This is a genomic window from Mesorhizobium sp. LSHC420B00 (genome assembly GCF_000503055.1).
Lineage (GTDB): Bacteria > Pseudomonadota > Alphaproteobacteria > Rhizobiales > Rhizobiaceae > Mesorhizobium.
On record NZ_AYVY01000022.1, the window covers coordinates 104,652 to 128,759 of the forward strand.

A 24,108-nucleotide genomic window follows, 5' to 3' on the forward strand; every position below is an offset into this window, starting at 1 on the left:
TTGGCCGACCACATGCGCCTTTCCCTCGACATCATGTCGGTCGACCGCGCTTCGGAAGAACCGATGCATCGTCAGATCTACGGCGCCTTGCGACGCTTCATCCTTGACGGCCAAATCCCGCAGAACACGCTGCTGCCGTCGACGCGCTCGCTGGCCGAAGACCTCAAGGTCGGGCGCAACACGGTCATCGCCGCCTATGACCAGCTCCTTGCCGAAGGTTTTATCGAGGCGCGCGCCGGATCGGGCACCTGGGTAGCGCCGATCCAGCAGAACCGCCCCTTGGCATCTCTGCGCGCCGGACTGGCAGCGCCGCAAAAACTGTCGCGGCGCGGTCAGACCATCGTCAACGGCCCGCAACCGCCGCGTAATGCCGGCGTCATTAATTTCCATCCGGGCGTGCCTGAAACGGCGTCGTTTCCGTTCACCATCTGGTCAAGCCTTCTGGTGCGTAATGCACGCAGCCGCGACGAGAGCCTGCTTGGCTATCTCTCCTTTGCCGGCCACCCCGGCCTGCGTCAGGCCATTGCCTCGACCATCGGCCTGTCGCGCGGCATCAGCTGCACCGCCGACCAGGTGATCATCGTCACCGGTGCACAAGCAGCACTCGATCTCGTCTCGCGCGTGCTGATGGACGAAGGCGACCATGTCTGGATGGAGGAGCCCGGCTATCTCGGCGCCAAGAGCGCCTTTCTCGCCAGCGGCGCCAGGCTGGCACCGTTGAAGGTCGACCGGCGTGGCTGGCATCTTGCCGATCCGGAGCTGCCGCCGCCGCGGCTGATCTATGTGACGCCATCCTGCCAATGGCCGTTCGGCACCATCATGCGCATCGAGGAGCGATTGCAGTTGCTCGACATCGCCGAACGCAACGGCGCCTGGATCGTCGAGGATGACCTATGACGGCGAATACCGGTTCCGCGGCCGGCCGGTGCCGGCGCTGCGCGGGCTCGATCATGCCGACCGCGTCGTCTATATCGGCAGCTTCGGCAAGACGCTGATCCCGGCGCTGCGCATCGGCTATCTGATCGTGCCGCGCGAACTGTCAGTGCCGTTCGACCGGGCGGTGAGCATCACCGGCCAGTTCGCGCCGCTGATCCTGCAGGCAACGGTCAACGATTTCATCACGCAGGGCTATTTCGCCACGCACCTCAAACGCATGCGCCGGCTCTATGCGCGCCGGCAGGCGAACTTCGTCAAGCTGTGCCAGGAGCATCTGGCCGAATGGCTGACCGTCACGGAAAACGATTCCGGCATGCAGCTGCTGGCGAGCTTCGTCAGGCCCTACAAGGACAGCGACGTGGTCGCCGCCGCCGTCAAGGAGGGGCTCGACGTCCAGGGCATCTCGATCAACTACCATTCCACAGAACCCGAGCACGGCCTGCTGCTCGGCTATGCGGCAATGGACGAACGCCAGATCCTGCGCGCGGTGCTGGCGCTGCGCGCCGCGTTCCTAAGGTTGGACAGAAGCTAGAGCCAGGCTTCCCCAATCCGGGCTTTCCGGCGCCGGCGCATGTTGCCTGGCAAGATCGGGAATCCCTAGGATCCCGGCTAGCGACGCCGATGCAGCCAAGGCAGCGCCCGCTTCGCTCTCTTGGCGCGAAGAGATCGCCCCCACGGATCAGCCGCGCGCGCTTACCCTACTGCTCGATCTCGGGTTCGACGAGTTTCGCCAGATTTCGCAGCGACTCCTGCCAGCCGAGATAGCAGGCCTCAACCGGGATGGCATCTGGAATACCGGCCTGCGTGATATTCACTTCGGTGCCGACCGACACTTTCTTCAATGTCACGGTCACCTCGATCTCGCCGGGCAGGTTGGGGTCGTCGAACCGGTCGGTGTAGCGCAGCTGCTCATTGGGCACGAGCTCGACATATTCGCCGCCGAACGAGTGGCTGTCGCCGGTGGTGAAGTTGCGGAAGGACATTTTGAACGTACCGCCGACTTTCGCCTCGAAGTGATGAACCGTGCAGGTGAAGCCGTTCGGCGGCAGCCATTTCGCAAGTGCATCCGCTTCGAGGAACGCGCGGTAGACTTTCTCCGGGCTGGTTGTCAGAACGCGGTGCAGACGTACGGTGCCGGGCATATCGTTAATCCTCCGTGGTTGGTGATCGATGCCCCTAGGACGAGCGGGAGCCCGGCCTATCCGACACGGGCCTGCGGATTTTTTGACGACCGGTTATGCCGGCCGGAATCCCCGCCCGGCCGCCGGACAAGGAACTCGGCCGCAGGGTAGCAAACCGCGTCGGAACGGGTCTAGTTCACACTGTCGAACTTCTGCAGATCAACCGGTGCCGCCTTGCGCAATTCGACATCATCCAGCGAAGCATTTTCCAGCGCCACCCGCGCCGCCGCGTCGATGTTGTGGATCATGTCCTGAATATCGGTATCGTCATGCGCCGGGTTCATGGCGATCATCACCGTGCGATTGAGGATGTCGAGCGAGCGCTTGCCGAGGTCGTCGGCGTAATCCAGCCGCAGGCCCTGGTTCTCGGGCAATGCATAAGGATTGAGCGCCGGATGATGCGCGCCTTCATGCATCAGCACCTGGTCCCACTGGGTGAAATTGTGACGGCCGGTCTTGCCGGCAACGACGCTCGGAATGGTCTTCGAAAAAGTCTGCGCCGCCTGCTCGCTCGGCAGTAGGTACATCACCTGTGCGGCGCAATCGTCGTCCGGGCTGTTCATCGGCGACGGTGTCAGACCGAGATTGCCGAGATGGCGGGTGCCGGCCAGCACCATCTTCTTCTCGGCGCGCATCGCCTCGATGATGCCGTCCAGTCGATCGAGTTGGACGTTGAGCATCGCCCCCATCAGTTCGGAAGCACGCGCGCCGATGCCGGCGAAGGGTTTGATGCTGTCGCTTCTGCCCTGCCAGTAGAAATGGCAAGGGTCGATGGCGCAGCGCGCCCGCTCCGCCACTTTCGGGTCGCTGGTGGCAATGCCGCCGCCCTCGCCCGAGGTCATGTTCTTGAAGTAGTTGAAGGAATAGGCGCCGGCATGGCCGATCGAGCCGAGCTTGCGGCCCTCATAGCCGCCGCCGATGCCTTGGCAGACATCCTCGAGCACCAGCAAGCCGCGCTTGGCAGCAATGTCCATGATCGCATTCATGTTGCAGGCCGCGCCCCACATATGCACCGGGATGACCGCCCTGGTGCGCGGCCCTATGGCATCGCGCAAGGCGACGGGATCGATGGTCAGGCTCTCGTCGATGTCGACGATGACGGGAATGGCCCCGACCGACAGCACCGCGGTCGCGGTCGCCATATAGGTGTGCGCGGGCACCAGGACCTCGTCCCCCGGACCGATGCCGAGCCCGATCAGGCCGGCCGCGAGCCCATAGGTGCCGCTGGCGGCCAGTGCGAAATGCTCGACGCCAAGATGCTGCGCATAGCGGGCCTCGAAGCGGTCGCATTCGCTGTCCTTGCCGTAACGAAACAGCGCGCCCGAGCGGATCACCCTGGCAATGGCTTCGATTTCCTCTTCGCCGGCGGTGTACATGGCAGGCCTCCAAGTTACTTGGTAGTTTGGGTCACTTGGTAATGTGGGTCGCTTGATGGTGTGGACAGCTGTAGGCTTGTGGGCACAGTTTGGAAGAACCACTCCGCCGCTATTCGACCAAGCCATCTGCGCCCGGAAGACGGTTCCTATGAGTGGTTTTGAACCCTGATTGGGGAAATCGGCAGCTAAGTGTCTCAGCCGGCAGGCAAATCGTACCCATCCGAATTCGCCAAAGTGGCCCTGTCGGAAAGCCAGCTTTCGGCGTTCCATTCCGGCCAGTTGGGCAAACGGTTGGTTCCATGAAATACGGGACACACTTTGGAAGACCCTCGAGACCGGCGCGCCGGCGGAAAGGCTGACATTCGTGAACGCCGCCGGCTCCAGCAAACGGATCGTGCTCCACGAGGACGATGTCGGCATGTGCCACGGCGCCAACAGCGCCTTTCTCGAATTGAACGGGCTAGGTGTCTGCAGTTCCGGCGCGGTGATGGTGCCGTGCCCGTGGTTCCTCGAAATGGCCGAAAGCGCCGCAGCCAACCCTGGCCTTGACCTTGGCGTCCACCTGACGCTGAACAGCGAGAAACAGCACTACAAATGGCGGCCGCTGACCGCGCCGTCGCGGGCGGCCGGCCTGACCGACGAGTTCGGCTTCTTATGGCCCGACGTGGCGACCACGCGCCGCAAGGCGGTGCCGCAGGCGATCGAGGCCGAGCTTCGCGCCCAGATCGACACCGCCTATCGCGCCGGCATCGACGTCACCCACCTCGACGCGCATATGGGCGCGGCATTGTCGCCCGAATTTTGCGACATATACATCAAGCTCGGGCTGGAATATCAGCTGCCCGTGCTGTTGACCAAGACGCTGTCCGCCTATTCCCCCAACGACAATCTGGTCGGCGTCACCGAGGAGGCGTTCCAGCGCGGCGTGGCGCTGGCCCGCGCCGGCGGCTTTGCCATTTTCGACGCCGCCATCCAGACGACCTGGGGCCGGCCGCGCTCCAGGCCGATCGAGCCCGTTTACAAAGCGCTCATCGAGGGTGTGCGCGAGGGCCTGACTTTCTTTTGCCTGCATTGCAACGCGCCCGGTGAACTCGAGCTGATCGAGCCGCGCTCCGCCTATATCCGCACCGAAGAGTACGAGCTGTTCCGCGACCAGGGCTTTCGCGACTGGCTCGCCGCACAGCCGATCGATGTCATCGGCATGAAGCCGTTGCGCGAGGAGCTTCGCGCAGCACTCTCGGCCGGGCGATCGTCAACATCAGCCCGCGGCAACAACGCGGGCGAACAGCGATTGACGTCGGCAAAGGCCCGCAAAGCGGCCACCCGATCCGCGACGTGAGCCGATCGTCGCGGCCGGAAAACGGCGCCAGAGGGATTGGAACTGCAACGACAAATGGGAGAATAAGATGAAAACTCTTCTGAAAGCGGCATTGGGCGCCTTCGTCACGGCGGGCCTGATGACAGGCATTGCATATGCCGCGGGCCTCAAGGATCCGAAGGACGTCCACATCACGTTCGTCGTGCATGGGTCGGCGTCCGATCCCTATTGGTCGGTGGTCAAGCGCGGCGTCGATGACGCGGCCGCCCTCACCGGCGCCAAGGTCGAATATTACGCGCCGCAGGTCTTCGACGTGGTCGAGCAGGCCCGGCTTCTGGACGCCGCCATCGCCACCAAGCCGGACGGCATCGCGGTCTCCATCGCCGACGCCAATGCACTCGGCAAATCCGTCAAATCCGGGCTTGCCGCCAATATTCCGATGGTGGTTCTGGATTCCGGCGAGAAGGAAGGCGCCGAGCTCGGCACCACGCTCTATGTCGGCACCGTTTCCGAATATGATTCCGGCAAGAAGGCCGGCGAGCGGCTGGCCAAGGAAGGCACGCTCAAGGTCGTCTGCATCAACCACGAGGTCGGCAATGTCAGCCTCGACCAGCGCTGCCAGGGCCTCAATGACGGGCTGAAGCCATCCGGCGGCGGCACCGAGGTTCTGGCCGTGGCGCCCGATCCGGCCGACATCCAGCGCCGCACCGAAGCCTATCTGTCGGCGCATCCCGACACCCAAGCCGTCTTTGCGCTTGGTGCCACCGCCGCCAATCCGCTGATCCCGATGTTCCGCGACAAGGAACTGTTCGGCAAGCTCAAGCTCTACACTTTCGACATCAGCCCGGAGGTCCTCGACTCTGTCGTCGCCGGCGAAATGGGCTTCGGCATGGACGCCCAGCAATATCTGATGGGCTATCTGCCGGTGATCTATCTGGTCGAGCAGGCGACGCACGGCTTCTGGCCGCAGAACAACGCCTATACCGGGCCGCTGTTCATCGACTCGCCCGAAAAAGCCAAGGCGATCCTGGCCCTCGCCAAAGAGGGCATCCGCTAGGCCAGCACTCCGACGGAACGGGAGAATGCGCCAGGCGCTCTCCCGATCCGTTCGAAGATTGCGAATTGAGCGATTGGAGAGCCTAATGGCGGTCGTGGAAGACAAGGCGATACCTCCGGGCGAACTGAAGGCGACCGACCGCTTCGGCATGACGTCGAAGCGGGCCGCCGGCGCCGACGAGCGGCTGGCCAGCACCGGCAAGCTGACCCAGTGGCTGCGCCGGCCGGAAGCCGGTGCTGCCGGCGGGCTGCTTGCGACGATCATCATCTTTGCGCTGCTGCCGGGCGCGGCGAACCTCTATTCGCTGCAGGGGTCGATGACCTTCCTGACGCTGTCGGCGGAGCTCGGCATCGTCGCCACGGCAGCAGCACTTCTCATCATCGCCGGCGAGTTCGACCTTTCGGTTGGCTCCATGGTCGGCTTTGCCGGTGTCGTCATCGGGCTAACTGTGAAGTACTGGGGCCTGCCGCTATGGGGCGGCATCGCCTGTGCCTTCGCCGTTGCCATCCTCACCGGCTATCTCAACGGCCTGATCGTGGTGAAGACGCGCCTGCCCTCCTTCATCGTCACGCTCGCCACGCTCTATATCCTGCGCGGACTGTCGATCGGCATCACCCGCGCCGTCACCGGCCGCACCCAAATTCCCTACATCCTCGAAGGCGTACCGGACCCGGCGACGGCCGGCATTTTCAACGGCCATCTGCTCACCGGCCTGTTCCACTGGATGGGCGCGCAAGGCTGGATCGGCACCCGCAGCGACGGCATTCCCTTCGTCGCCGGCATTCCGATGTCGATCGTCTGGTGGCTTGGCCCGACGGCGCTGGCCGGCTACGTGCTCACCCAGACGAAATACGGCAACTGGATCTTCGCCACCGGTGGCGACCTGATCGCAGCTCGCAACGTCGGCGTGCCGGTCGATCGCGTCAAGATCAGCCTGTTCGTCTACACCGCTTGCGCGGCGACGCTGCTTGCCACCATCCAGGTGATGGAGGCGGGCTCCGCCGACACCACGCGCGGCCTGCTCAAGGAGTTCGAGGCGATCATCGCCGCCGTCATCGGCGGCGTGCTGCTCACCGGCGGCTACGGCACAGTCTATGGTGTGCTGTTCGGCGCGCTGATCTTCGGGCTGGTGCAGATGGGCATCTTCTACACCGGCATCGACACCGACTGGTTCAAGGTCTTCCTCGGCATCGTCATCCTGATGGCCGTGCTGGTCAACAACTACATCAGGCTGAAGGCGCTCGGCCGCGGAGGTGGCAAATGACCGAGCGGGCCCAAATGAGCGAACCGGCCCAAATGACCGAACCCGCAATGGAACTGCGCGGCGTCAGCGTCAATTTCGGCTCGGTGCGCGCGCTCCAGGACATCGACATCAAGGTCTATCCGGGCGAGGTCCACTGCCTGCTCGGCGACAACGGCGCCGGCAAGTCGACGCTGATCAAGGTTCTGTCCGGCGTCTACCGGCCGAGCAAAGGCGAAATCCTGGTCGACGGCAAGACGGTCACCTTCCGCAGCCCGCGCGACGCGCAGGAGCTCGGCGTGGCAACGGTGTTCCAGGACCTCGGCATGATCTCGCTGATGTCGATTACCCGTAATTTCTTCCTCGGCCGCGAGCCGACCAAAAGCAGCCTGCCCTTCTCGCGCATCGACAAGGAGCGCGCCAACACCATCGCCAGGCAGGCGATGGCCGATATCGGCATCGATGTGCGCGACCCGACGCAAGCCGTCGGCACGCTGTCGGGCGGCGAGCGCCAGTCGGTGGCGATCGCCCGCGCCGTGCATTTTGGCGCGCGCGTGCTGATCCTCGACGAGCCGACCTCCGCACTCGGCGTCCACCAGGCGGCGATGGTGCTGAAGTTCATCATCGAAGCACGGATGCGCGGCCTGGCAGTGATCTTCATCAGCCACAACATCCACCATGCCTATCCGGTCGGCGACACCTTCACGCTGCTCAACCGCGGCCGCAATCGCGGTACCTACGCCAAATCGGACATCTCGCGCGACGAGGTCATCTCGATCATGTCGGGCGGCGAGGATCTGAAAGCGGTCGAGGCGGAGATCGCCGGCCTGCTCGCCCAGATCGGCAGCCGGCCGCCTGCGGCGCCTTGAGCTGACAATCGGACATTGCGGGGAATGATCCAATGAGCAGGTTACGCGTCGGGGTCGTCGGCGTCGGCATGATCTCGCAGGTCGAGCATATTCCCAATCTGCTGCGCCTCGGTGAGTTGTTCGAGCTGGTCGGCGTCGCCGATCCCTCCAGGATTTCGCGGCAGTTCGTCACCGACACCCATGGCATCGCCAATTTCGAAACGGTCGACCAGCTCTTCGACCAGCGCCTGGACGCGGTGGTGATCGGCTCGCCGGACCCATTGCATCACGAACAGGTGTTGGCGGCGCTGGCGGTTGGCCTGCATGTCTTTTGCGAAAAGCCGCTCTGCTATTCCCTGGCGGAAATCGCCGAGATCGTCGCCGCGCGCGATGCCGCCAGGAAAATCATGCAAGTGGGCTACATGAAGCGCTTCGATCCGAGCTACCGGCTGGCGCTCGCTTCGCTGCCGGGAACATCGAGCACGCTGCGCGCGGTCTCGGTGGAAGTGAACGATCCCGACGCCTGGCCGTTCATCGCCCATCAGCCCTACAGGCGCGGCACCGATATCCCAAAAGACATGATCGCCGCTGTCGCCGCCAAGCAGAAGCGCCAGGTCGAACAAGCCATTGGCGTGCCTTTCACTGATCTCGCTTTCCGTGGATTTACCGGCGCTTACAGCTCGGCCTTGATTCACGATGTCAATGCCGTTCACGGCCTGCTCGATGCGCTCGGCGTGCCGGACGGCGAGATCGTCGGCGCGCAGATCTTTGCCAATGGCGACGGCGGCCAGGGCGCCGTCAAGCTGCTGGACGGACAGGCGCTGTGGACCATGACCCATCTTACCGTACCTAAGCTCGCCGACTACAAGGAGCGGATCACGCTGTTCTTCGACGATGCCAGCCTGGAGCTCGAATTCCCCTCGCCCTGGCTCAACCATCATCCGACCCGGCTGACGGTGACGACCTCGCACGGTCACACGCTGTCGAAGAAAGATTTGCGCGCCGGCTACGCGGAAGCCTTCGTCGAGGAGATGCGTGGCTTCTGGGCGGCGATCGTCAATGGCGACCCCGTCGTCAACCCGCCCGAACACGCCGCCCGCGATCAGGCCTTGCTGCTCGGGCTGACCCGGCGGCATCTCGCGACCGGACCGTTCGACTGAGCACTCAAACCGGGAGCCGAACGGCGGCTACCTGGACTTGATGACGCCGTCGGTATTGGCCAGCAGCTTGCGCACTGCATTGCGTGCCGCGTCCGGCCGCTGCAGGCGGATGCTCTTCTCGATTGCCTCATGCAGCCTCTGCGCATGCTGCAAATCGTCGAGTTCCCGGGTCGTAAAAGCGAACAGATGATCGAACGCCGATTCGATCAGCACGCCGAGCGGCACCAGCAGATCGTTGCCCGAGGCGCGCAGGATGGCGAGATGAAACCGCGTGTCGGCGCGCGTCCGCTCCTGCAGGTTGGTCGCCTCGCCCATCTCGCGGCAGGCCTGGCTGATCTCGGCCATCTGCTCGTCGGTGCGCCGCATGGCGGCAAAGGCGCTGGCCTCCGGCTCGATGATGTGGCGGAATTCCTGCACCGTCCTGAGGAACACCTCGCGGTCCGGCGAGGTCGCGTACCAGGCCAGCACATCGCGATCGAGCAGGTTCCAGCGCTCCTTCGGCTCGACCCAGCTGCCGATTTTGGGACGTGACGACAAAAGGCTCTTCGCCATCAGCATCTTGATGGCTTCGCGCACCGCCGAGCGGCTGACGTCGAAGGTCTCGGACCATTTGGCTTCGTTGGGCAGGATGGTTCCCGGCGGATAGTCGCCGCGCACGATCCTCAGCCCGATTTCGTTGGCCAGCGACGCATGCACGCTCGACCCCGGCATGCGCGCCGCATCGGCGCGGCGAATACCGCTCGTGCGTTCGGCGAACGCCTCGGCCGCTGTCTTTCCCTTATTCGGCTTCGCGTCCTGCATGGCTCCACAAAGTCCGGATTTGGAGGCGTGTCAAGGAGATGAAATCGACGGCAATATCTCGGTTTGATTTTCCGTATCCGTCGCCTCGCCGACACAGCGCTTTGCCGGGCGTTCACGCCGGGGAGGCACGAACGGCTTCTCTTTGTCCCGACTGAATTCCTCGATCAGGAAATCAAGGAAGACGCGGATTTTCGGGGCAAGATGCTGCCGTGCCGGATAGACCGCGTAGAGTGTGGTTTCGACCTTGTCCCAGTCATCCAGAGCCGATTGCAGCCGGCCTGCTTTCAGGTCGCTTTCGACATAGGGATAGGGGATCAGGCTGACGCCGAAGCCGGCGCGCAGCGCATCGCGCACGGCAAGGCTCGAGGAGACCGAATATCGTCCGTCGATGGCGATCCGCTCGCTGCGGCCGTCCTTGCGGAATTCCCATATGTCCGCATGCCCCGAGAGGCTGAACCGGATGCAGTTGGCCGCCTTCAAATCGGCAGGCGTTTGAGGCCGGCCGTGCTGCTCGAAGTAGGCAGGAGCTGCACAAAGCACGTGCGGCATGACCGCAAGCTTTCTGGCGACCAGGCTGGAATCCTCGAGATTGTCGCTGCCGCGAATGGCAAGGTCAAATCCCTCCCGCACGATATCGACGCGCCTGTCATCAAGATGCAAATCGAGTTTCAAATCGGGATAGCGCGATAGAAACGCGGGAATGGCAGCCGAAAGCCGCGTCAACGTGACAGTCATCGGCGCGCTGACCCGCAACGTCCCGCTCGGCGCCGTCTTGATCGGGCCAAGGACCTGGTCGGCCCTGGCCAGCGCATCGAGCCCCTGCGTGACATGCTCCAGATAGATCCTGCCTTCTTCGGTCAGGGCCATCCGCCGCGTCGTCCGGTTGATGAGCCGCACCCCCAGATGCGCCTCCAGCTCGGCGATGTTCTTGCTGATCGCGGGAGGCGAGAGACCGAGCCGCCGTCCGGCTTCGGCAAAGCTGTTCAGTTCCGCCACATGACGGAAAACCTGCAACGCAGTCAGGCGATCCACTGCACCATTCTCTTCCAGTAAACAATGTCTTTCAATTGTCACATATTATCGTCTGTTGGTAAATTCCATATCTGCTTCCCGAACGGCTTTCTCATTTTCGGAATGACATGAAGACCAACCCCACAATCTCCCTTATCGAGCGACGCATGTCGGCCAATCGGTTCGATGCCTCGTACGCATTGACGGATGCCGAGGTTGAGGAACTGGCACGTCTCGCAACGCGCGCGCCAACCGCCTACAACCTTCAGAATTGGCGGTTCATCGCCGTGCGGACGCCGGAAGCAAAGGCGCGGTTGCGCAGCGTGGCCCATGGCCAGGCCAAGGTGCAGGAAGCAGCGGTCACCTTCATCGTCTGCGGCGTACTGCCCGACCACGCCGCCCTCAATGCAAGGCTGCGTCCTTTCGTCGAAGCCGGCTTCATGCCGGCGGATATGGCTTCGGGCTGGCAGGAAGGCGCCCGCGCACAATATGCCGATCCTCGGGCTGCCCGCGACGAAGCGGTGCGCTCTGCAACGCTTGGCGCTGCAACGCTGATTTTTGCAGCCGAAGCGCTGGGGCTCGTCGCTGGTCCGATGGGAGGCTTCGATGCCGAAGGCGTGGCCCGCGAGTTTGGCCTTGGCCTGAATGAAGTGCCGGTGATGCTCATCGCGGTCGGCCGCGCCGCGCCCGGCAACTGGCCGCAAAAGCCGCGCCGCCCTCTTGCCGAAGTACTGGAAATCTTATGAAAACGCGCCGTTTCGATCTGTTGCTGACAGCCATTGCACCCGCGATATGGGGCAGCACCTATATCGTCACCACCCAGTTCCTGCCCAACTTTTCGCCGATGACGGTCGCAATGCTGCGTGCCTTGCCAGCCGGATTGCTGCTGCTGGCGATCGTTCGGCAACTGCCGACGGGCATCTGGTGGCTGCGCAGTTTCGTCCTCGGAGCCCTCAACATCTCGATCTTCCTGAGCATGTTGTTTGTCGCCGCCTACCGGCTTCCGGGCGGGGTCGCCGCGACGGTGCTGTCGGTCCAGCCGTTGATCGTGATTTTCCTTGCCGCTGCCCTGCTTGCCAGCCCTGTCCGTCGGTTGGCGATCGTCGCCGCCCTTGTCGGGATCGCCGGTGTTGCATTGCTGGTGCTGACCCCGAACGCGACGCTCGATGCGGTCGGCGTTGCCGCCGGCCTCGCCGGGGCGGCCTCCATGGCCTTCGGAAGCGTATTGGCCCGTAAGTGGCAACCGCCAGTATCGCTGCTTACCTTTACGGCATGGCAGCTGACCGCCGGCGGTCTGCTTCTCGTTCCGGTGGCCCTGCTTTTCGAGCCCTCCATCCCGCTCCCGACCGCGGCCAACCTGCTTGGACTGGTGTGGCTCGGCCTGATCGGTGCGGCGCTGACTTACGTCCTCTGGTTCCGGGGCATTGCGCGACTGGAATCTGCCGTGGTGTCATCGCTGCTTTTCCTCAGCCCGGTGACCGCCGTGCTGCTTGGATGGGTATTCCTGGACCAGACGCTGACCTTGCCTCAGATCGCCGGCGTCGTTTTCGTCATCGGCAGCATCTGGCTGGCTCAACGCCCCAATCGCAACGAGTCCTGATGCATGTCGCTCAAAAGTGTGCAGCGGGTTTGCGATACGACATGCATCAAAACAAGAACCTGAAGCGCGTAGCATGAGGCCGGTCGAACGCGACGCGTTTTAGGCCGCCAACTTGTGTCGGCGGATTGTTCGGCACTATGGTCCAGCGGCATAGCCGGAGGATCCGCCGATGCCACAACGCCCCTATGATGAGCGCCTGCTCCGTCAGGCGTTCGAAGTCGCGCGCAAGGCCCGCGATGCCGGCGAACATCCCTTTGGTTCGCTCCTCGCTGACAAGGACGGCAATGTTTTGCGCGAGCAGCCCAACGCTTACAAAGCCGGCGGGGGCGACCGCACCGCTCATGCCGAAAGGCTGCTGGCCTCATGGGCGGGGATGAATTTCAGTCTCGAAAAGCTGGCCTCCTGCACACTCTACACTTCGGCCGAACCTTGCGCGATGTGCTCCGGCACAATCTATTGGGCGGGCATCGGACGGGTCGTCTTTGGCCAGAGCGAACATGACCTCAAGGCATCGACGGGTGCACATGTCGAGAATCCTACACTCGACCTGCCCTGCAGGATCGTCTTCGAAGCTGGGCAGCGTCCGACTGAAGTCGTTGGTCCGCTGCTTGCCGATGAGGCGGCGCAACTCCAGGCCGAATTCTGGAAAGACAAGTAGCTTAATTGCCGCACGGCAGGAAACGAGTGAGGGCTAGGCTCAGAACTTATTGATCAAGGGTATTGCCCCTTCAACAAGTGAAGTATCGGAGAACCTTGACCCGTTTGGGCCTAAACAGCGGGGATGGGGTTGCCGGCTCCATCCCTACTCAACTGCGAGATGCGCAATCGGCCAGCTGAGATTTCCTCCCCGTCCCGAACGACTACGACCACGAGTTTTGCAGGCTCTTGGAAGACCAAGGTTGACAGTTGAATGTTCATGCTAAGGGCCAATAATTTGACTGTATCCTTCTCAAATTCGAGGGGTCCTTTCTGGGGGATGATGTCGGTCTTCGGCACTGGAGCTTCTATCAAATCAACTACCCCACCGGCCTTGGATTCAAGACGAACTTTTATCGCGAGGGTAGGCAAAGTTTCTGGATACGGTTCAAGATACTTAATCAGACACCACAGCCCCGTGGGCAATGCCCACGGCAAAGGTCCGTCGAATAAAACGGCATCATTATAGACCCCTATGTGCAGTTGCTTCCCGTTGGCCTCCTGTCGAAGGTCATCGCAAAACACGACGCTAGCATGGGGGTTCAAAATCATGCTGCCTCAAGGCGTATTGACACCGCACTCACGGCATCGGTTCCCGGCAGGATGGAATGCTGCCCGGAACTTAGTGTGGTCCCCGCTCCGAGCGTAAGCGGCTGTATCTCGCCCGCAGGCCCAAACCGACGGTTCATTTTTCTGTCTACGACCACAACCTCTACGTCTACCTCAAGGGCAGTCGCGAGGTCCGCGATAGTGTCTATTTCCCAGTTCGGCTTTGTTCCTGAAAACCAGCGAGAGACCGCAGACTTGTTAATTCCGAGGCGATCGGCAAGCTGACTTAGGGTGAGCCCCGTTTCCGCTTTCCTGGCTTGAATGACCGCCCAAAAGGCGCTCACAAAAGCCGAACGAAGTATCCCGCGTTCGAACTCTTCAACGAACGCTTGGTCGGAAACCTTATTAGATTTTTTCATCCACATCTCGACATATTCCCTTCACGTACTCTAACGCCGTTGCTGCACGAAAAGGTTGCGCATTACCCATGGTGTTGCCCCAAAGATCGGGGATTCCAGCGACGGTTTCGCTATAGTTCTTTTTGATCCCTAGCCAATGTCGGCAATGCAGTCCTAAACCTATGAATACCCCGGCGTCGAGAAACCTACCGAACAGACGCACTTGGACATGCCTAGGCTTTCGCGCACAAATTACCCAGACCTCGTCAACAGAATGCAATCGTTCGATGTCTGGCCCCCGCTCGTCTGGGTCTCCTTTGAGGCTTGCCGTCACGAACCAACCGAAACAAAAAATTGCTATCAGTTCTTCCATTTTCGCCATCGGCAAATGGCTTAAGTCGGGATCCTTCCCAGCCAATCCTCTATAAACATTTGGCGTTACATACAGAAACCGCTTGGCCTCCACCTTTTGGTTAAGTGCAGGCCGCGCGACGAGCCGACCGGTTTCGACCGCTGATACAGAATAGAGTTAGTTGCGTTTAAAGTCAACAATTCCCCCGCAGGCCGCACCGTTCCTCTCGAAGGGGGAAACGTGTTATTACCAGCCAGCAGATAGCAACGTTGCGCGTCGGGGCTGGCCCAGTGCCGGCTCCGTATCACGTACGCCCGTCAGGTCGTCTTGACATATTTCCGCCAGCTGTGTTCCGGCCGGAAGCCGAGCATGTCGCGTGCCTTGCGGTTGGAGAGCAGCGTCTCGTATTCGCCAAGTTCGCCCTTGACCGGCACATCGGGGTAAAACCGCTTCAAAAGTTCGGCTGTCGGCAGGTCGGACGAGGTGTCGTCATTGGCGGCGTTGAACACCTGATAGCCGAGCCCGTCCTTTTCGATGGCGCGCAGCGTGATCTGGCCGAGGTCGCGCGCGTCGATATAGCTCCAGGCAATGCGCTTGCGGAAACCCGGATCGGCGAACCATTTCGGAAACAGCGAATATTCATGCGGCTCGATGACGTTGCCGATGCGCAAGGCATAGATGTCGAAGCCATCGCGTTGTGCAAACGCCCGCGCGGTCTTCTCGTTGACGACCTTGGACAGCGCGTAGCTGTCCATCGGATCGACGTCGTACTCCTCGTCGAGCGGAAAATGCGTCGGATCGCGCGGTTCGTTGGCGAAGACCAGGCCGTAGGTCGTCTCGCTGGAGGCGATCACCACCTTGCGGATACCGAGCTTCACTGCGGCCTCGATGACATTGTAGGTGCCGAGCGCGTTGATGCGGAACACCTCGTTGTCGGGCGTGATCATGATGCGCGGGATCGCCGCGAAATGCACCACGGCATCGACCGGCTGCGAACGCAGCGACGGATCGAATTCATGCAGGCCGATATAGCTCGACAGCGCGTTGAACACCTGCCCGCTGTCGGTGATGTCGGTGATCAGCGTGCGCACCTTGGGATTGTCGAGCGGCTTGGTGTCGATGTTGAGCACCTGGCAGCCCTGCTCGACCAGATACTGCACGACGTGGCGCCCGGCCTTGCCGCTGCCGCCGGTGAACATGATCCGCTTCGTCATTTTGCTCTCCCTGGAATTCACGTGTATTGTCAGACAATATCGAACTCTGCAATCGCCTGCCACGGCATGCGGCAAAAACCCGCTTCAACAATTCGCCGGCAAGGTGCAGCGCCGTCATCCATCACTGCAAATAGGACGAAACGACATGAACACGACCGCCGCGAGCGAAAAGATCGGCTTCATCGGGCTGGGCCTGATGGGGCACGGCATAGCGAAGAACATCGTCGACAAGGGCTATCCGTTGACGTTTCTCGGCCGCAAGAACCGCGCACCGGCGGAAGACCTGCTCGGCCGCGGCGCCAAGGAAGCGGCGACCTCGCGCGACGTCGCCGCGGCATCCGATATCGTCTTCATCTGCGTCACCGGCTCGCGCGAGGTCGAAGCCATCATCCGCGGCCCAGGCGGCCTCAAGGAAGGCCTGAAGCAGGGATCGGTTGTCGTCGACTGCTCGACCTCGGATCCTGTCTCGACGGTGGCGCTGGCCGCCGAACTCAAGGCGCTCGGCGTCGATTATGTCGATGCCCCGCTCAGCCGCACGCCGAAGGAGGCCTGGGAAGGCACGCTCGATGCCATGGTCGGCGCGCCCGACGCGGTCTTTGCCCGGCTGAAGCCGGTGCTCGACACCTGGGCCGGGCGCATCGTCCATATCGGCGACACCGGTGACGGCCATCGCATGAAGCTGCTCAACAACTTCATTTCGCTCGGCTACGCTGCGATCTATTCCGAGGCGCTGGCGCTGGCGCAGAAGGTCGGCATCTCGCCGCCGCGCTTCGACAGCGTCATCCGCAACGGCCGCATGGATTGCGGCTTCTACCAGACCTTCATGCGCTGGACGCTGGAAGGCGACCGCGACGCGCACAAATTCAGCATCGCCAACGCCTTCAAGGATCTCACCTATCTCGAATCGATGGCGGGTGCTGCCGGCATCGCCAACCCACTCGGCAACGCCACCAAAAACGCCTTCGCCGGCGCCTTCGCGGCCGGCCCCGCCGACCAATATGTGCCGATGCTGGCCACGCATATCGGCAAGGTCAACGGCGTCGACCTGATGCCGACCAGGGATGGCAAGAAGCAGACGATCTGAGCCGGCCGATCAGCTTTTGGCCACGCAAGCTTGCCGCAACATTCCGAGGCGTCAGCGCCACTGGCGAACCTGCCAATCTTCCCCCTTGAGGCAGTGCAATCGCATGTAGGCAAGAGCCCCCTCACCCGGATTGCCAACCGAATTGCGAAGGGCAATTCGGGGCAATCCAACCTCTCCCCGAGGGGAGAGGAGATCGCCAGCGCCGGCGTCAGCCTCTTCTCCCCAGCGGGGAGAAGGTGGCCGCGAAGCGGCCGGATGAGGGGGACTCCTTACGCGATTTGCCCTGCCTTGTTGGGGGAGATGCCCGGCAGGGCAGAGGGGGGTGCTGTCCCTCAGACCTCAGATCGGCAACACTGCAATTTCAAAGCCAGAAACAAAAAACCCGCCTCGGTAGGCGGGTCGCCGGCGCCAATCAGCACCATAACCAGATTAGTAGCATAGCTGCCGGCACAAAGCAAGAACAAAATACGCTGCGGCGGTAAAAAAGTCCGAATCCCTGGCCCATCCGAGGTCGCCGCCCTCATTGCCTAACGTTGATGATTAGCGAAAGCCGAAGTGGCATCCAATCTCCCCCCTCGTGAGGGAGATGTCCGGCAGGACAGAGAGGGGCGCGAAGGAATGCCGAGTTTTACAATCGTTCGGAGCAATGCCAGCCCTGGTGCAACCATCACCGCCGCGACCGCCCGATAACATCGTCGGTGTTGGCGAGAAGCCTGTGCACCGCGGCACGGGCTGCGGCGGGCCGCTGCAGGCGGATGTTCTTCTCGATCGCCTCGTGCAGTGCCTGCGCCCGACGCTGGTCGCTGGTTTCGCGTGTGACGAAAACAAAGAGGTGATCGAGCGCCGATTCGATCAGCACGCCGAGCGGCACCAGCAGATCATTGCCCGAGGCGCGCAGGATGGCGAGGTGGAACCGCGTGTCGGCGCGGGTGCGCTCCTGCAGGTTGGTCGCCTCGCCCATCTCGCGACAGGCCTGGCTGATCTCGGCCATCTGCTCGTCGGTGCGCCGCATCGCGGCAAAAGCGCTGGCCTCCGGCTCGATGATGTGGCGGAATTCCTGCACCGTCCGGAGGAACACCTCGCGGTCCGGCGAGGTCGCGTACCAGGCCAGCACGTCGCGATCGAGCAGGTTCCAGCGCTCCTTCGGCTCGACCCAGCTGCCGATTTTGGGACGTGACGCAAGCAGGCTCTTGGCCATGAGCATTTTTATGGCTTCGCGCACCGCCGAGCGGCTGACGTCGAAGGTCTCCGACCATTTGGCTTCGTTGGGCAGGATGGTTCCCGGCGGATAATCGCCGCGCACGATCCTCAGCCCGATTTCGTTGGCGAGCGAGGCATGCACGCTCGATCCGGGAAAGTGTGCGGCGTCGGCACGCCGAACGCCGGCCGGCCGCTCAGCCTCTGCCTTCAACTTGGCGGGTCGCTTTTTTGATGTCGCGTCCGGCATTCGTATTCCCCGGCAGCCGCTTGTCGAAAGCCTGAACTCAGGACACGACAAAGCAGCGGCCTACGCTCCAAAGCAGCGTCGCCTCGTGCGTTTGTATGGACGGTCTGTGACGGGGCGCCCGTCGAAGGGCGCCCCGAAACTGCGAACCTACTTCTGGATGCAGGTGTCGACCGTGTCCTTGGTGCATTCGTCGAGGCCGGTGAACACCGGATCGGCGACCGGCTTGCCTTCGACCAGGTCGATCATCACCGAGGGCGCCTTGTAGCCCATCTCGAACGGCCGCTGGCCAACCAGCGCGGTCACCAGCCCGTCACGGGCAATCGCCACCTCGTCGCCGATCGTGTCGGCGGCGCCGATGACGAAGGCGTTGCTGGCGATCTTGTCGGCCATCGGCTTGAACAGGTCGCGGTAGGGCTGCGGAGCGCCGAACAGCGGCCAGCCGCCCATGATGCCGAAGGCGTCGAGATCGGGATTGGCAGCGAGGATGTCGGTCATCGCCTGCACGCCCTTGGCGCCGTCGTCATTGGTGAACACCGGGCAGCCGGCAACTTCCGTCCAGCCGCCTTCGCCTGCCAGCGCGGCGAGGCCGTCCTTGCCCGAAAGCGCGTCACGCATGCCCTGCGCGCGGCGCAGGATGTTGTCGGCCGCCGGATTGCCTTCGATGGTGCAGATCTTGCCGCCATTCGGCTTGGCCTTCTTGATGTATTCGCCGATCTTGTGACCCATCAGGTAGTTGTCGGTGCCGAGGTAGGTCTTGCGCAGCGCCGCATCTTCCTTGCTGAGGTCGGCGTCGAGGGTCATGATCGGGATCGACGGATTGGCGCTTTTGATCGTCTGCGCGATCAGCGGCGCGTTCGATGGCGAAATCGCCATCGCCACAGTGTCGGGCTTGCTCAGCATGTCCTGGACGATCTGGGCTTCACCGGCTTCGTCCGAGGTCGATGCCGGTCCGGTGTAGAAGCACTCATATTCCGAGCTGGCGTTTTCCTTGTTCCATTTCTCGCAACCCTGGTGGATGGCCTCGAAGAATGGATTGTCGAGACCCTTCACGACGATGACGAGCTGTTTCTTGGCCATAGCCGGCCCGGCACCCAACGCCATGACGGCGGCGGCAGCGAGCAATAGTGATTTCCTCATGTCAGTCCTCCCTTTTGAAACAAACGGACACCACGTGCCCGCCACACACAGATCGACCCGGAGCAAGATGACAGAGGACGTCGCACTCGTGTCGCCAAGCCAGGTCGATAAGCATTTTCATATTCAGTCTCAGACCGGCACCGACAGATACTGCTGGTTACCAAATCCCTGACCGACAAACCTTCACCGATTCCTTCCGGCAACCCGGGGGATCGGCGCAAGCTCCTCCGACACTTAGCTAATATCGCCTTGTCACCGACGTCAATGCTATTTGTCCTACAAAACTGATTTTTCGAAAGAAGCCGTGGTTGACGCCAAGGTGGCTTATGCGTAAATGGGCAAAATCGCTGCTTCCGGGAGGAACTGGGGAGAGCGAAAGGCCGCGGCAGAACCGCAGGCCGCAAAGCACGGGGAGGCAAGAAGGCTGGTGGCGGTTCTCGAACTCACCAACATCTCGAAGCATTTTGGCGCCATCCAGGCGGTCAACGACGTTTCGTTGTCGATCGAGGCCGGACAGGTTGTCGGCCTGATGGGCGACAACGGCGCCGGCAAGTCGACGCTGGTCAAGATGATCGCCGGCAATTTCCCACCGAGCCATGGCACGATGCAGATGGACGGCAAGGAGCTGATCCTGCACAAGCCGGTCGAGGCGCGCCAGCACGGCATCGAAATCGTCCATCAGGACCTGGCACTGTGCAACAATCTGACGGCCGCCGCCAACGTCTATCTCGGCCGTGAATTGCGCCGCGGCCTCGGGCCGCTTCGCATCCTCGACTATGCCGCCATGTACAAACGTGCCGGCCAGATCTTCGCCGAGCTGAAATCCGAAACGCGCCCGCGCGACCTGGTCAAACAAATGTCGGGCGGCCAGCGGCAAGCGGTGGCGATCGCCCGTACCATGCTTTCGCAGGCCAAGATCGTGCTGATGGACGAGCCGACGGCAGCGATCTCGGTGCGCCAGGTCGCCGAGGTGCTGAACCTGATCCGCCATTTGCGCGACCAGGGCATCGCCGTCGTGCTGATCAGCCACCGCATGCCTGACGTCTTTGACGTCGCCGACCGCGTCATCGTCATGCGGCGCGGCCGCAAGGTCGCCGACAAGACGATCGCATCGAGTTCGCCGGAAGAAGTCACCGGACTCATCACCGGCGCCATCGAACAGGTATGATTGACGCCTCAACCAGAGTAAAAAAGGTCGATAATGGCAGTCACCCTTGATCAGACGATCGCGCACAAGCAGCACACCTTGCTGAGCAAGGTGTTTGCCAGCCAGACCTTCTGGGTGGTGATCGCGGTCATCCTCGCCTGCCTGTTCCTGTCCGTGGCCACGGATTCCTTCGCCACGACCAAGAACCTCTACAACATCACCCGCAACATCACCTTCGTCGCCATCGTGGCGCTCGGCATGACCTTCGTCATCATCACCGGCGGTATCGACCTGTCGGTCGGCTCGGTGCTTTGCCTGTGCTCGATGGTGCTGGCCGTGACCATGCATGCCGGCTACGGCATCGAGACCGGCATTGCCGCAGCGATCGCGACGGCGCTGATCATCGGCGCCTTCAACGGGGTTCTGATCGCCTATCTCGGCTTTCCGCCCTTCGTGGTGACGCTTGGCATGCTCTCGATCGCACGTAGCCTTGCCATGGTCGCCTCCAACAACACCGTCGTCTTCCAGTTCGGGCCGGACCACGACAAGCTGCTGGCGCTTGGCGGCGGCGCCTGGGTGTTCGGCATCGCCAATCCGGTGCTCTACATGATCGTGCTAGCGATGATTACCGGCTTCGTGCTGCGCTGGACGAAATTCGGCCGGCACATCTTCGCCATCGGCGGCAACGAGCATGCGGCGACGCTGACCGGCGTTCCGGTGCGCCAGATCAAGGTTGTCGTCTACATGATCTCGGCATTGGCGGCGGGCCTTGCCGGCATCATCCAGACCGGCTGGCTGGGCGCGGTCACCACAAATCTCGGCAACGGCATGGAGCTTCAGGTGATCGCCGCCACCGTCATCGGTGGCGCCAACCTGGCCGGCGGCATGGGCACAGCCTTCGGCGCAGTCGTTGGCGCGGCGCTGATCGAGGTCATCCGCAACAGCCTCGGCCTGCTCGGCATCAATGCCTTCTGGCAAGGCGTGTTCATCGGCGGCGCCATCCTGCTCGCCGTGCTGTTCGACCGCATCCGCAATTTCAGGCGCAACGACTGAACTTTTCCGCCGGCGGGGCAAAGTTGCTTCGCTGGCAAAAGTCCTTGCTCAGCCTCGAAGGGAGTGCCGGTTGCCGTCGACCGCACCGGTCTTGCCATACCGGCCTGGAAACGCTCGCCTTCTTCCTATCGCCGAGTCTGAAAATCCGCCGCTGCGGCGCATGGCCGGCGCCCGGGCGTGCACATCCGTCTTGACGCAAGCCCGAACTGAGCCGCACAATCGCTCGCAGCAGGCGAAGGGAGGCCAGTCGCCTGCGGGAGGATAGACCCATGACGGAAGCGATCAGGCTCTACTGGGGCCGGTTCGGACATGTTTCTGTCCTGAACGTCGCCAGCGACTTCGTCACCCATGCCCATGTCGAGGCGCATATCATCATCTGGCTGGAAGGCACGGCCGGCGAGATGACCATCGGCCGCGAGACGGTGCGGCTTGGACCGGGCACCGCCGCCGGCATCAATTCCTTCCAGCCGCACAGCCACGCTCTGTCCCGCGACGGCACGCCCGGCCTGTTCCTCGCCTTTTACATTGATCCGGACTGGGCTCGAAGGCGCCGCGAGCTGCCTTCCTCGGCGCCGCTGTTCTCCGCCCCGGCAATCACGCTCGAGCCTTGGCTGCACAAGGCAGCGGCCAACCTTCTCGACCATCTCAGCGACAATGAGAGCATCGACGACATCGCCAATTACGAGATCGAGCGCTTCATCGACAGCGTGCTCGATGCCGCCGACGCCTGCGCACCGCAGACGGTGCGCGCCCGCGTCAACACCATGCAGGATTTTCGCGTCCGCAAGGCGATCCAGCTGATGAAAGCCAATGTCTGCGAGCGCATCTGCTTCGACGACGTGGCGCGCAGCGTCGGCCTGTCGCGGCCGCATTTCTTCGCCCTGTTCAAGGAACAGACCAATCTGACGCCCAACGTCTATTGGAACACGCTGCGCATGGAGGAAGCGGTGCGGCAATTGCAGTGGTCGCAGGAGCCGCTGATCTCGGTCGCCTGCAATCTCGGCTTCACCACCCAGGGCAATTTCTCGCGCTTCTTCCGCGACCATGTCGGCGTCCCGCCGACGCTTTACCGCGAGGCGGCGCGGGCGATCAGCTGAGCGCCCGTTTTTCAGACTAATTGATAGGCATTCAAGACGCATTGATAAGCGCCGCGTAGCCCGCCGCCCTACCCTCCCAAGCAGCTGATTTGCAAGGGAACGATCCTATGGCGAAAGTCACCATCTCCAGCGTCATCGATGCGCCGGTCGAAAAGGTCTGGGCGCGCATACGCGACTTCAACGGTCTGCCGAATTGGCATCCGCGCATGGTCGAAAGCCACATCGAGGACGGCAAGGACGCCGGCACGATCGGCTGCGTGCGCAATTTCCAGCTCGCCAGCGGCGCCCGCCTCCGCGAAAAGCTGCTCGATTTCTCCGACGAGAATTTCCTCGTCAGCTACTCCATCCTGGAGACGCCGCAACCGCTTACCAACCACAAGGCGACGCTGCAGTTGCGGCGGGTGACCGACGGCGACCGCACCTATGCCGAATGGACCGCCAGCTTCGACGCCCCTCCCGAAGAAGCCGACAAGCTGGCCGAAGGCATGGGCGCCAACGTCTTCCAGGGCGGCTTCAACGCCCTGAAGGCCCATTTCGCCGGCAAGGTTGAACTGAATTGAGCTGACAAACAGGAGCGTTCCATGGCGCTTGCACTGCAGACTTTCCCGACGGTGGAGGACGCTGGCGCGGCGCTGAAGGCCGCCGGCACCCGCTATCTCGGTGGCGGCACACTGGTCGTGCGCGCCGCCAACGAAGGCGACGTGTCGATTTCCGGTTTCATCCGGTCGACCGAACCGGCGCTGTCGATCATCCGCATTTCCGGCGGCGAGGTCCGCATCGGCGCTTCGGTGACCATGGCGGCGATCGCCCGTCACCCGGATCTCGCTCCACTGGCCCACGCCGCGCGCGCCGTCGGCGGACCGGCGATCCGCAACATGGCTACGGTCGGCGGCAATCTCTTCGCGCCAACGCCTTACGGCGATTTCACCGTTGCACTGCTGGCGTTGGACGCAACCGTCACCACCGACTACGGCGAGCTGCCGATCGAAACCTTTCTGGCAAAGCGCGAGAGCAATCACGCCATCGTCACTGCGGTCGGCTTCACGCTTCCGAAGGAAGGCGGTTTTCGCTTCCTGAAACAGTCGCGGGTCAAGCCAAAGGGCGTCGCGGTGCTGAGCATCGCCACCGTGCTGGAACAGGCACAGGACGGCACTGTCACGTCAGCGCGGATCGCGCTCGGCTGCATGGCCGACCGGCCGATCCGTGCCAGGGCGGCGGAGAAAGCCTTGATTGGCCGCAAACTCACCGCAGACGGCATCGCACCGGCACTGGCCGTTGCCCACGACGGCACTTCGCCGCCAACCGATCCGATCGCCAGTGCCTGGTATCGCAACGAAGTCCTGCCGGTCCATCTCGGCCGGCTGCTGCTCGCCTGAACGCCCTGGCTGCGGCGCAAGGAGTAACAA

Annotated in this window: 26 protein-coding genes; 16 read left to right on the forward strand and 10 right to left on the reverse strand. The window is 62.6% G+C overall.

Features of this window, described 5'->3' with window-relative positions:
- The gene (locus tag X760_RS78115) at nucleotides 1–897 is read left to right on the forward strand and encodes a PLP-dependent aminotransferase family protein (RefSeq protein ID WP_245278675.1); all 897 of its coding nucleotides are present in this window, start codon (nucleotides 1–3) and stop codon (nucleotides 895–897) included.
- Complete coding sequence (locus tag X760_RS78120) at nucleotides 887–1,468, forward strand: hypothetical protein (protein WP_245278676.1); 582 nt, start codon at nucleotides 887–889, stop codon at nucleotides 1,466–1,468. Before X760_RS78115 ends, X760_RS78120 begins: the two co-directional genes overlap by 11 nt.
- 166 nt (nucleotides 1,469–1,634) lie before the next feature.
- Here X760_RS78120 and X760_RS64875 read toward each other — a convergent pair whose 3' ends face one another.
- Together X760_RS64875 and X760_RS64880 are read right to left on the reverse strand one after the other, a co-directional pair.
- Complete coding sequence (locus X760_RS64875; protein ID WP_023721240.1) at nucleotides 1,635–2,078, reverse strand: SRPBCC family protein; 444 nt, start codon at nucleotides 2,076–2,078, stop codon at nucleotides 1,635–1,637.
- A gap of 170 nt (nucleotides 2,079–2,248) precedes the next feature.
- Nucleotides 2,249–3,493, reverse strand: a complete 1,245-nt coding sequence (locus tag X760_RS64880; RefSeq protein WP_023721241.1) for an aminotransferase class I/II-fold pyridoxal phosphate-dependent enzyme — start codon at nucleotides 3,491–3,493, stop codon at nucleotides 2,249–2,251.
- A 364-nt stretch (nucleotides 3,494–3,857) separates the two neighbouring features.
- On the opposite strand from X760_RS64880, the gene X760_RS64885 reads away from it, so the two are divergent.
- From X760_RS64885 to X760_RS64905, 5 genes are all read left to right on the forward strand, one after another.
- Entirely contained in the window at nucleotides 3,858–4,832 is a 975-nt protein-coding gene (locus X760_RS64885; RefSeq protein ID WP_245278677.1) for a polysaccharide deacetylase family protein, read from the forward strand.
- 67 nt (nucleotides 4,833–4,899) lie between these two features.
- Complete coding sequence (locus X760_RS64890) at nucleotides 4,900–5,868, forward strand: sugar ABC transporter substrate-binding protein (RefSeq protein WP_023721243.1); 969 nt, start codon at nucleotides 4,900–4,902, stop codon at nucleotides 5,866–5,868.
- Nucleotides 5,869–6,016: 148 nt separating this feature from the next.
- Entirely contained in the window at nucleotides 6,017–7,132 is a 1,116-nt protein-coding gene (locus X760_RS64895; RefSeq protein ID WP_023721244.1) for an ABC transporter permease, read from the forward strand.
- A 32-nt stretch (nucleotides 7,133–7,164) separates the two neighbouring features.
- On the forward strand, nucleotides 7,165–7,977 hold the full coding sequence (locus X760_RS64900; RefSeq protein WP_023721245.1) for an ATP-binding cassette domain-containing protein: 813 nt from the start codon (nucleotides 7,165–7,167) through the stop codon (nucleotides 7,975–7,977).
- Nucleotides 7,978–8,009: 32 nt separating this feature from the next.
- Entirely contained in the window at nucleotides 8,010–9,116 is a 1,107-nt protein-coding gene (locus X760_RS64905) for a Gfo/Idh/MocA family oxidoreductase (RefSeq protein ID WP_023721246.1), read from the forward strand.
- A 27-nt stretch (nucleotides 9,117–9,143) separates the two neighbouring features.
- On the opposite strand, the gene X760_RS64910 is transcribed toward X760_RS64905, so the two are convergent.
- The gene (locus X760_RS64910; protein WP_023721247.1) at nucleotides 9,144–9,917 is read right to left on the reverse strand and encodes a FadR/GntR family transcriptional regulator; all 774 of its coding nucleotides are present in this window, start codon (nucleotides 9,915–9,917) and stop codon (nucleotides 9,144–9,146) included.
- A gap of 30 nt (nucleotides 9,918–9,947) precedes the next feature.
- Nucleotides 9,948–10,949 carry a LysR family transcriptional regulator gene (locus X760_RS64915; RefSeq protein WP_023721248.1) on the reverse strand — a complete coding sequence of 334 codons (1,002 nt, stop codon included), beginning with the start codon at nucleotides 10,947–10,949 and terminating at the stop codon, nucleotides 9,948–9,950.
- 146 nt (nucleotides 10,950–11,095) lie between these two features.
- On the opposite strand from X760_RS64915, the gene X760_RS64920 reads away from it, so the two are divergent.
- From X760_RS64920 to X760_RS64930, 3 genes are all read left to right on the forward strand, one after another.
- Nucleotides 11,096–11,674 (forward strand): nitroreductase family protein, encoded by a 579-nt coding sequence (locus X760_RS64920; protein ID WP_245278678.1) that lies wholly within the window; start codon nucleotides 11,096–11,098, stop codon nucleotides 11,672–11,674.
- Nucleotides 11,671–12,528 carry an EamA family transporter gene (locus X760_RS64925; protein WP_023721250.1) on the forward strand — a complete coding sequence of 286 codons (858 nt, stop codon included), beginning with the start codon at nucleotides 11,671–11,673 and terminating at the stop codon, nucleotides 12,526–12,528. Before X760_RS64920 ends, X760_RS64925 begins: the two co-directional genes overlap by 4 nt.
- A 169-nt stretch (nucleotides 12,529–12,697) precedes the next feature.
- Entirely contained in the window at nucleotides 12,698–13,186 is a 489-nt protein-coding gene (locus X760_RS64930) for a nucleoside deaminase (protein WP_023721251.1), read from the forward strand.
- Between the two features lie 110 nt (nucleotides 13,187–13,296).
- On the opposite strand, the gene X760_RS64935 is transcribed toward X760_RS64930, so the two are convergent.
- The 4 genes from X760_RS64935 to X760_RS64940 all read right to left on the reverse strand — a co-directional run bounded on the left by X760_RS64935 (nucleotide 13,297) and on the right by X760_RS64940 (nucleotide 15,737).
- Complete coding sequence (locus X760_RS64935; protein ID WP_023721252.1) at nucleotides 13,297–13,776, reverse strand: hypothetical protein; 480 nt, start codon at nucleotides 13,774–13,776, stop codon at nucleotides 13,297–13,299.
- Nucleotides 13,773–14,192, reverse strand: a complete 420-nt coding sequence (locus X760_RS0138990) for a helix-turn-helix transcriptional regulator (RefSeq protein ID WP_198030531.1) — start codon at nucleotides 14,190–14,192, stop codon at nucleotides 13,773–13,775. Before X760_RS0138990 ends, X760_RS64935 begins: the two co-directional genes overlap by 4 nt.
- Nucleotides 14,179–14,544 (reverse strand): hypothetical protein, encoded by a 366-nt coding sequence (locus tag X760_RS76575; RefSeq protein ID WP_156948174.1) that lies wholly within the window; start codon nucleotides 14,542–14,544, stop codon nucleotides 14,179–14,181. Before X760_RS76575 ends, X760_RS0138990 begins: the two co-directional genes overlap by 14 nt.
- Before the next feature lie 296 nt (nucleotides 14,545–14,840).
- Nucleotides 14,841–15,737, reverse strand: a complete 897-nt coding sequence (locus X760_RS64940; protein ID WP_023721254.1) for an NAD(P)-dependent oxidoreductase — start codon at nucleotides 15,735–15,737, stop codon at nucleotides 14,841–14,843.
- Between the two features lie 145 nt (nucleotides 15,738–15,882).
- Here X760_RS64940 and X760_RS64945 point away from each other — a divergent pair, with 145 nt between their 5' ends.
- The gene (locus X760_RS64945) at nucleotides 15,883–16,821 is read left to right on the forward strand and encodes an NAD(P)-dependent oxidoreductase (protein ID WP_023721255.1); all 939 of its coding nucleotides are present in this window, start codon (nucleotides 15,883–15,885) and stop codon (nucleotides 16,819–16,821) included.
- A gap of 667 nt (nucleotides 16,822–17,488) precedes the next feature.
- Here the strand turns inward: X760_RS64945 and X760_RS64950 are convergent.
- Nucleotides 17,489–18,268, reverse strand: coding sequence for a FadR/GntR family transcriptional regulator (locus X760_RS64950; protein WP_023721256.1), 780 nt, complete (start codon nucleotides 18,266–18,268; stop codon nucleotides 17,489–17,491).
- A gap of 147 nt (nucleotides 18,269–18,415) precedes the next feature.
- Nucleotides 18,416–19,405 (reverse strand): sugar-binding protein, encoded by a 990-nt coding sequence (locus X760_RS64955; protein WP_023721257.1) that lies wholly within the window; start codon nucleotides 19,403–19,405, stop codon nucleotides 18,416–18,418.
- Between the two features lie 427 nt (nucleotides 19,406–19,832).
- Between X760_RS64955 and X760_RS64960 the strand changes: the two genes are divergently transcribed.
- The 5 genes from X760_RS64960 to X760_RS64980 all read left to right on the forward strand — a co-directional run bounded on the left by X760_RS64960 (nucleotide 19,833) and on the right by X760_RS64980 (nucleotide 24,078).
- On the forward strand, nucleotides 19,833–20,573 hold the full coding sequence (locus X760_RS64960) for an ATP-binding cassette domain-containing protein (RefSeq protein ID WP_023675804.1): 741 nt from the start codon (nucleotides 19,833–19,835) through the stop codon (nucleotides 20,571–20,573).
- Between the two features lie 33 nt (nucleotides 20,574–20,606).
- Nucleotides 20,607–21,605, forward strand: a complete 999-nt coding sequence (locus X760_RS64965; RefSeq protein ID WP_023721258.1) for an ABC transporter permease — start codon at nucleotides 20,607–20,609, stop codon at nucleotides 21,603–21,605.
- Nucleotides 21,606–21,874: 269 nt separating this feature from the next.
- A complete protein-coding gene (locus X760_RS64970; protein ID WP_023721259.1) occupies nucleotides 21,875–22,702 on the forward strand; it encodes an AraC family transcriptional regulator in 828 nt (275 codons plus the stop codon).
- 107 nt (nucleotides 22,703–22,809) lie between these two features.
- The gene (locus X760_RS64975; RefSeq protein ID WP_023721260.1) at nucleotides 22,810–23,262 is read left to right on the forward strand and encodes an SRPBCC family protein; all 453 of its coding nucleotides are present in this window, start codon (nucleotides 22,810–22,812) and stop codon (nucleotides 23,260–23,262) included.
- A gap of 21 nt (nucleotides 23,263–23,283) precedes the next feature.
- Complete coding sequence (locus X760_RS64980; protein WP_023721261.1) at nucleotides 23,284–24,078, forward strand: FAD binding domain-containing protein; 795 nt, start codon at nucleotides 23,284–23,286, stop codon at nucleotides 24,076–24,078.
- Nucleotides 24,079–24,108: the final 30 nt, after the last annotated feature.

Coding starts and splice junctions, on each gene's coding strand:
- X760_RS78120 (WP_245278676.1), top strand. CDS start 887: ATGACCTATGACGGCGAATACCGGTTCCGCGGCCGGCCGGTGCCGGCG.
- X760_RS64875 (WP_023721240.1), bottom strand. CDS start 2,078: ATGCCCGGCACCGTACGTCTGCACCGCGTTCTGACAACCAGCCCGGAG.
- X760_RS64880 (WP_023721241.1), bottom strand. CDS start 3,493: ATGTACACCGCCGGCGAAGAGGAAATCGAAGCCATTGCCAGGGTGATC.
- X760_RS64890 (WP_023721243.1), top strand. CDS start 4,900: ATGAAAACTCTTCTGAAAGCGGCATTGGGCGCCTTCGTCACGGCGGGC.
- X760_RS64895 (WP_023721244.1), top strand. CDS start 6,017: ATGACGTCGAAGCGGGCCGCCGGCGCCGACGAGCGGCTGGCCAGCACC.
- X760_RS64900 (WP_023721245.1), top strand. CDS start 7,165: ATGACCGAACCCGCAATGGAACTGCGCGGCGTCAGCGTCAATTTCGGC.
- X760_RS64905 (WP_023721246.1), top strand. CDS start 8,010: ATGAGCAGGTTACGCGTCGGGGTCGTCGGCGTCGGCATGATCTCGCAG.
- X760_RS64910 (WP_023721247.1), bottom strand. CDS start 9,917: ATGCAGGACGCGAAGCCGAATAAGGGAAAGACAGCGGCCGAGGCGTTC.
- X760_RS64920 (WP_245278678.1), top strand. CDS start 11,096: ATGTCGGCCAATCGGTTCGATGCCTCGTACGCATTGACGGATGCCGAG.
- X760_RS64925 (WP_023721250.1), top strand. CDS start 11,671: ATGAAAACGCGCCGTTTCGATCTGTTGCTGACAGCCATTGCACCCGCG.
- X760_RS64930 (WP_023721251.1), top strand. CDS start 12,698: ATGCCACAACGCCCCTATGATGAGCGCCTGCTCCGTCAGGCGTTCGAA.
- X760_RS64935 (WP_023721252.1), bottom strand. CDS start 13,776: ATGATTTTGAACCCCCATGCTAGCGTCGTGTTTTGCGATGACCTTCGA.
- X760_RS0138990 (WP_198030531.1), bottom strand. CDS start 14,192: ATGAAAAAATCTAATAAGGTTTCCGACCAAGCGTTCGTTGAAGAGTTC.
- X760_RS76575 (WP_156948174.1), bottom strand. CDS start 14,544: ATGGAAGAACTGATAGCAATTTTTTGTTTCGGTTGGTTCGTGACGGCA.
- X760_RS64940 (WP_023721254.1), bottom strand. CDS start 15,737: ATGACGAAGCGGATCATGTTCACCGGCGGCAGCGGCAAGGCCGGGCGC.
- X760_RS64945 (WP_023721255.1), top strand. CDS start 15,883: ATGAACACGACCGCCGCGAGCGAAAAGATCGGCTTCATCGGGCTGGGC.
- X760_RS64950 (WP_023721256.1), bottom strand. CDS start 18,268: ATGCCGGACGCGACATCAAAAAAGCGACCCGCCAAGTTGAAGGCAGAG.
- X760_RS64955 (WP_023721257.1), bottom strand. CDS start 19,405: ATGAGGAAATCACTATTGCTCGCTGCCGCCGCCGTCATGGCGTTGGGT.
- X760_RS64965 (WP_023721258.1), top strand. CDS start 20,607: ATGGCAGTCACCCTTGATCAGACGATCGCGCACAAGCAGCACACCTTG.
- X760_RS64970 (WP_023721259.1), top strand. CDS start 21,875: ATGACGGAAGCGATCAGGCTCTACTGGGGCCGGTTCGGACATGTTTCT.
- X760_RS64975 (WP_023721260.1), top strand. CDS start 22,810: ATGGCGAAAGTCACCATCTCCAGCGTCATCGATGCGCCGGTCGAAAAG.
- X760_RS64980 (WP_023721261.1), top strand. CDS start 23,284: ATGGCGCTTGCACTGCAGACTTTCCCGACGGTGGAGGACGCTGGCGCG.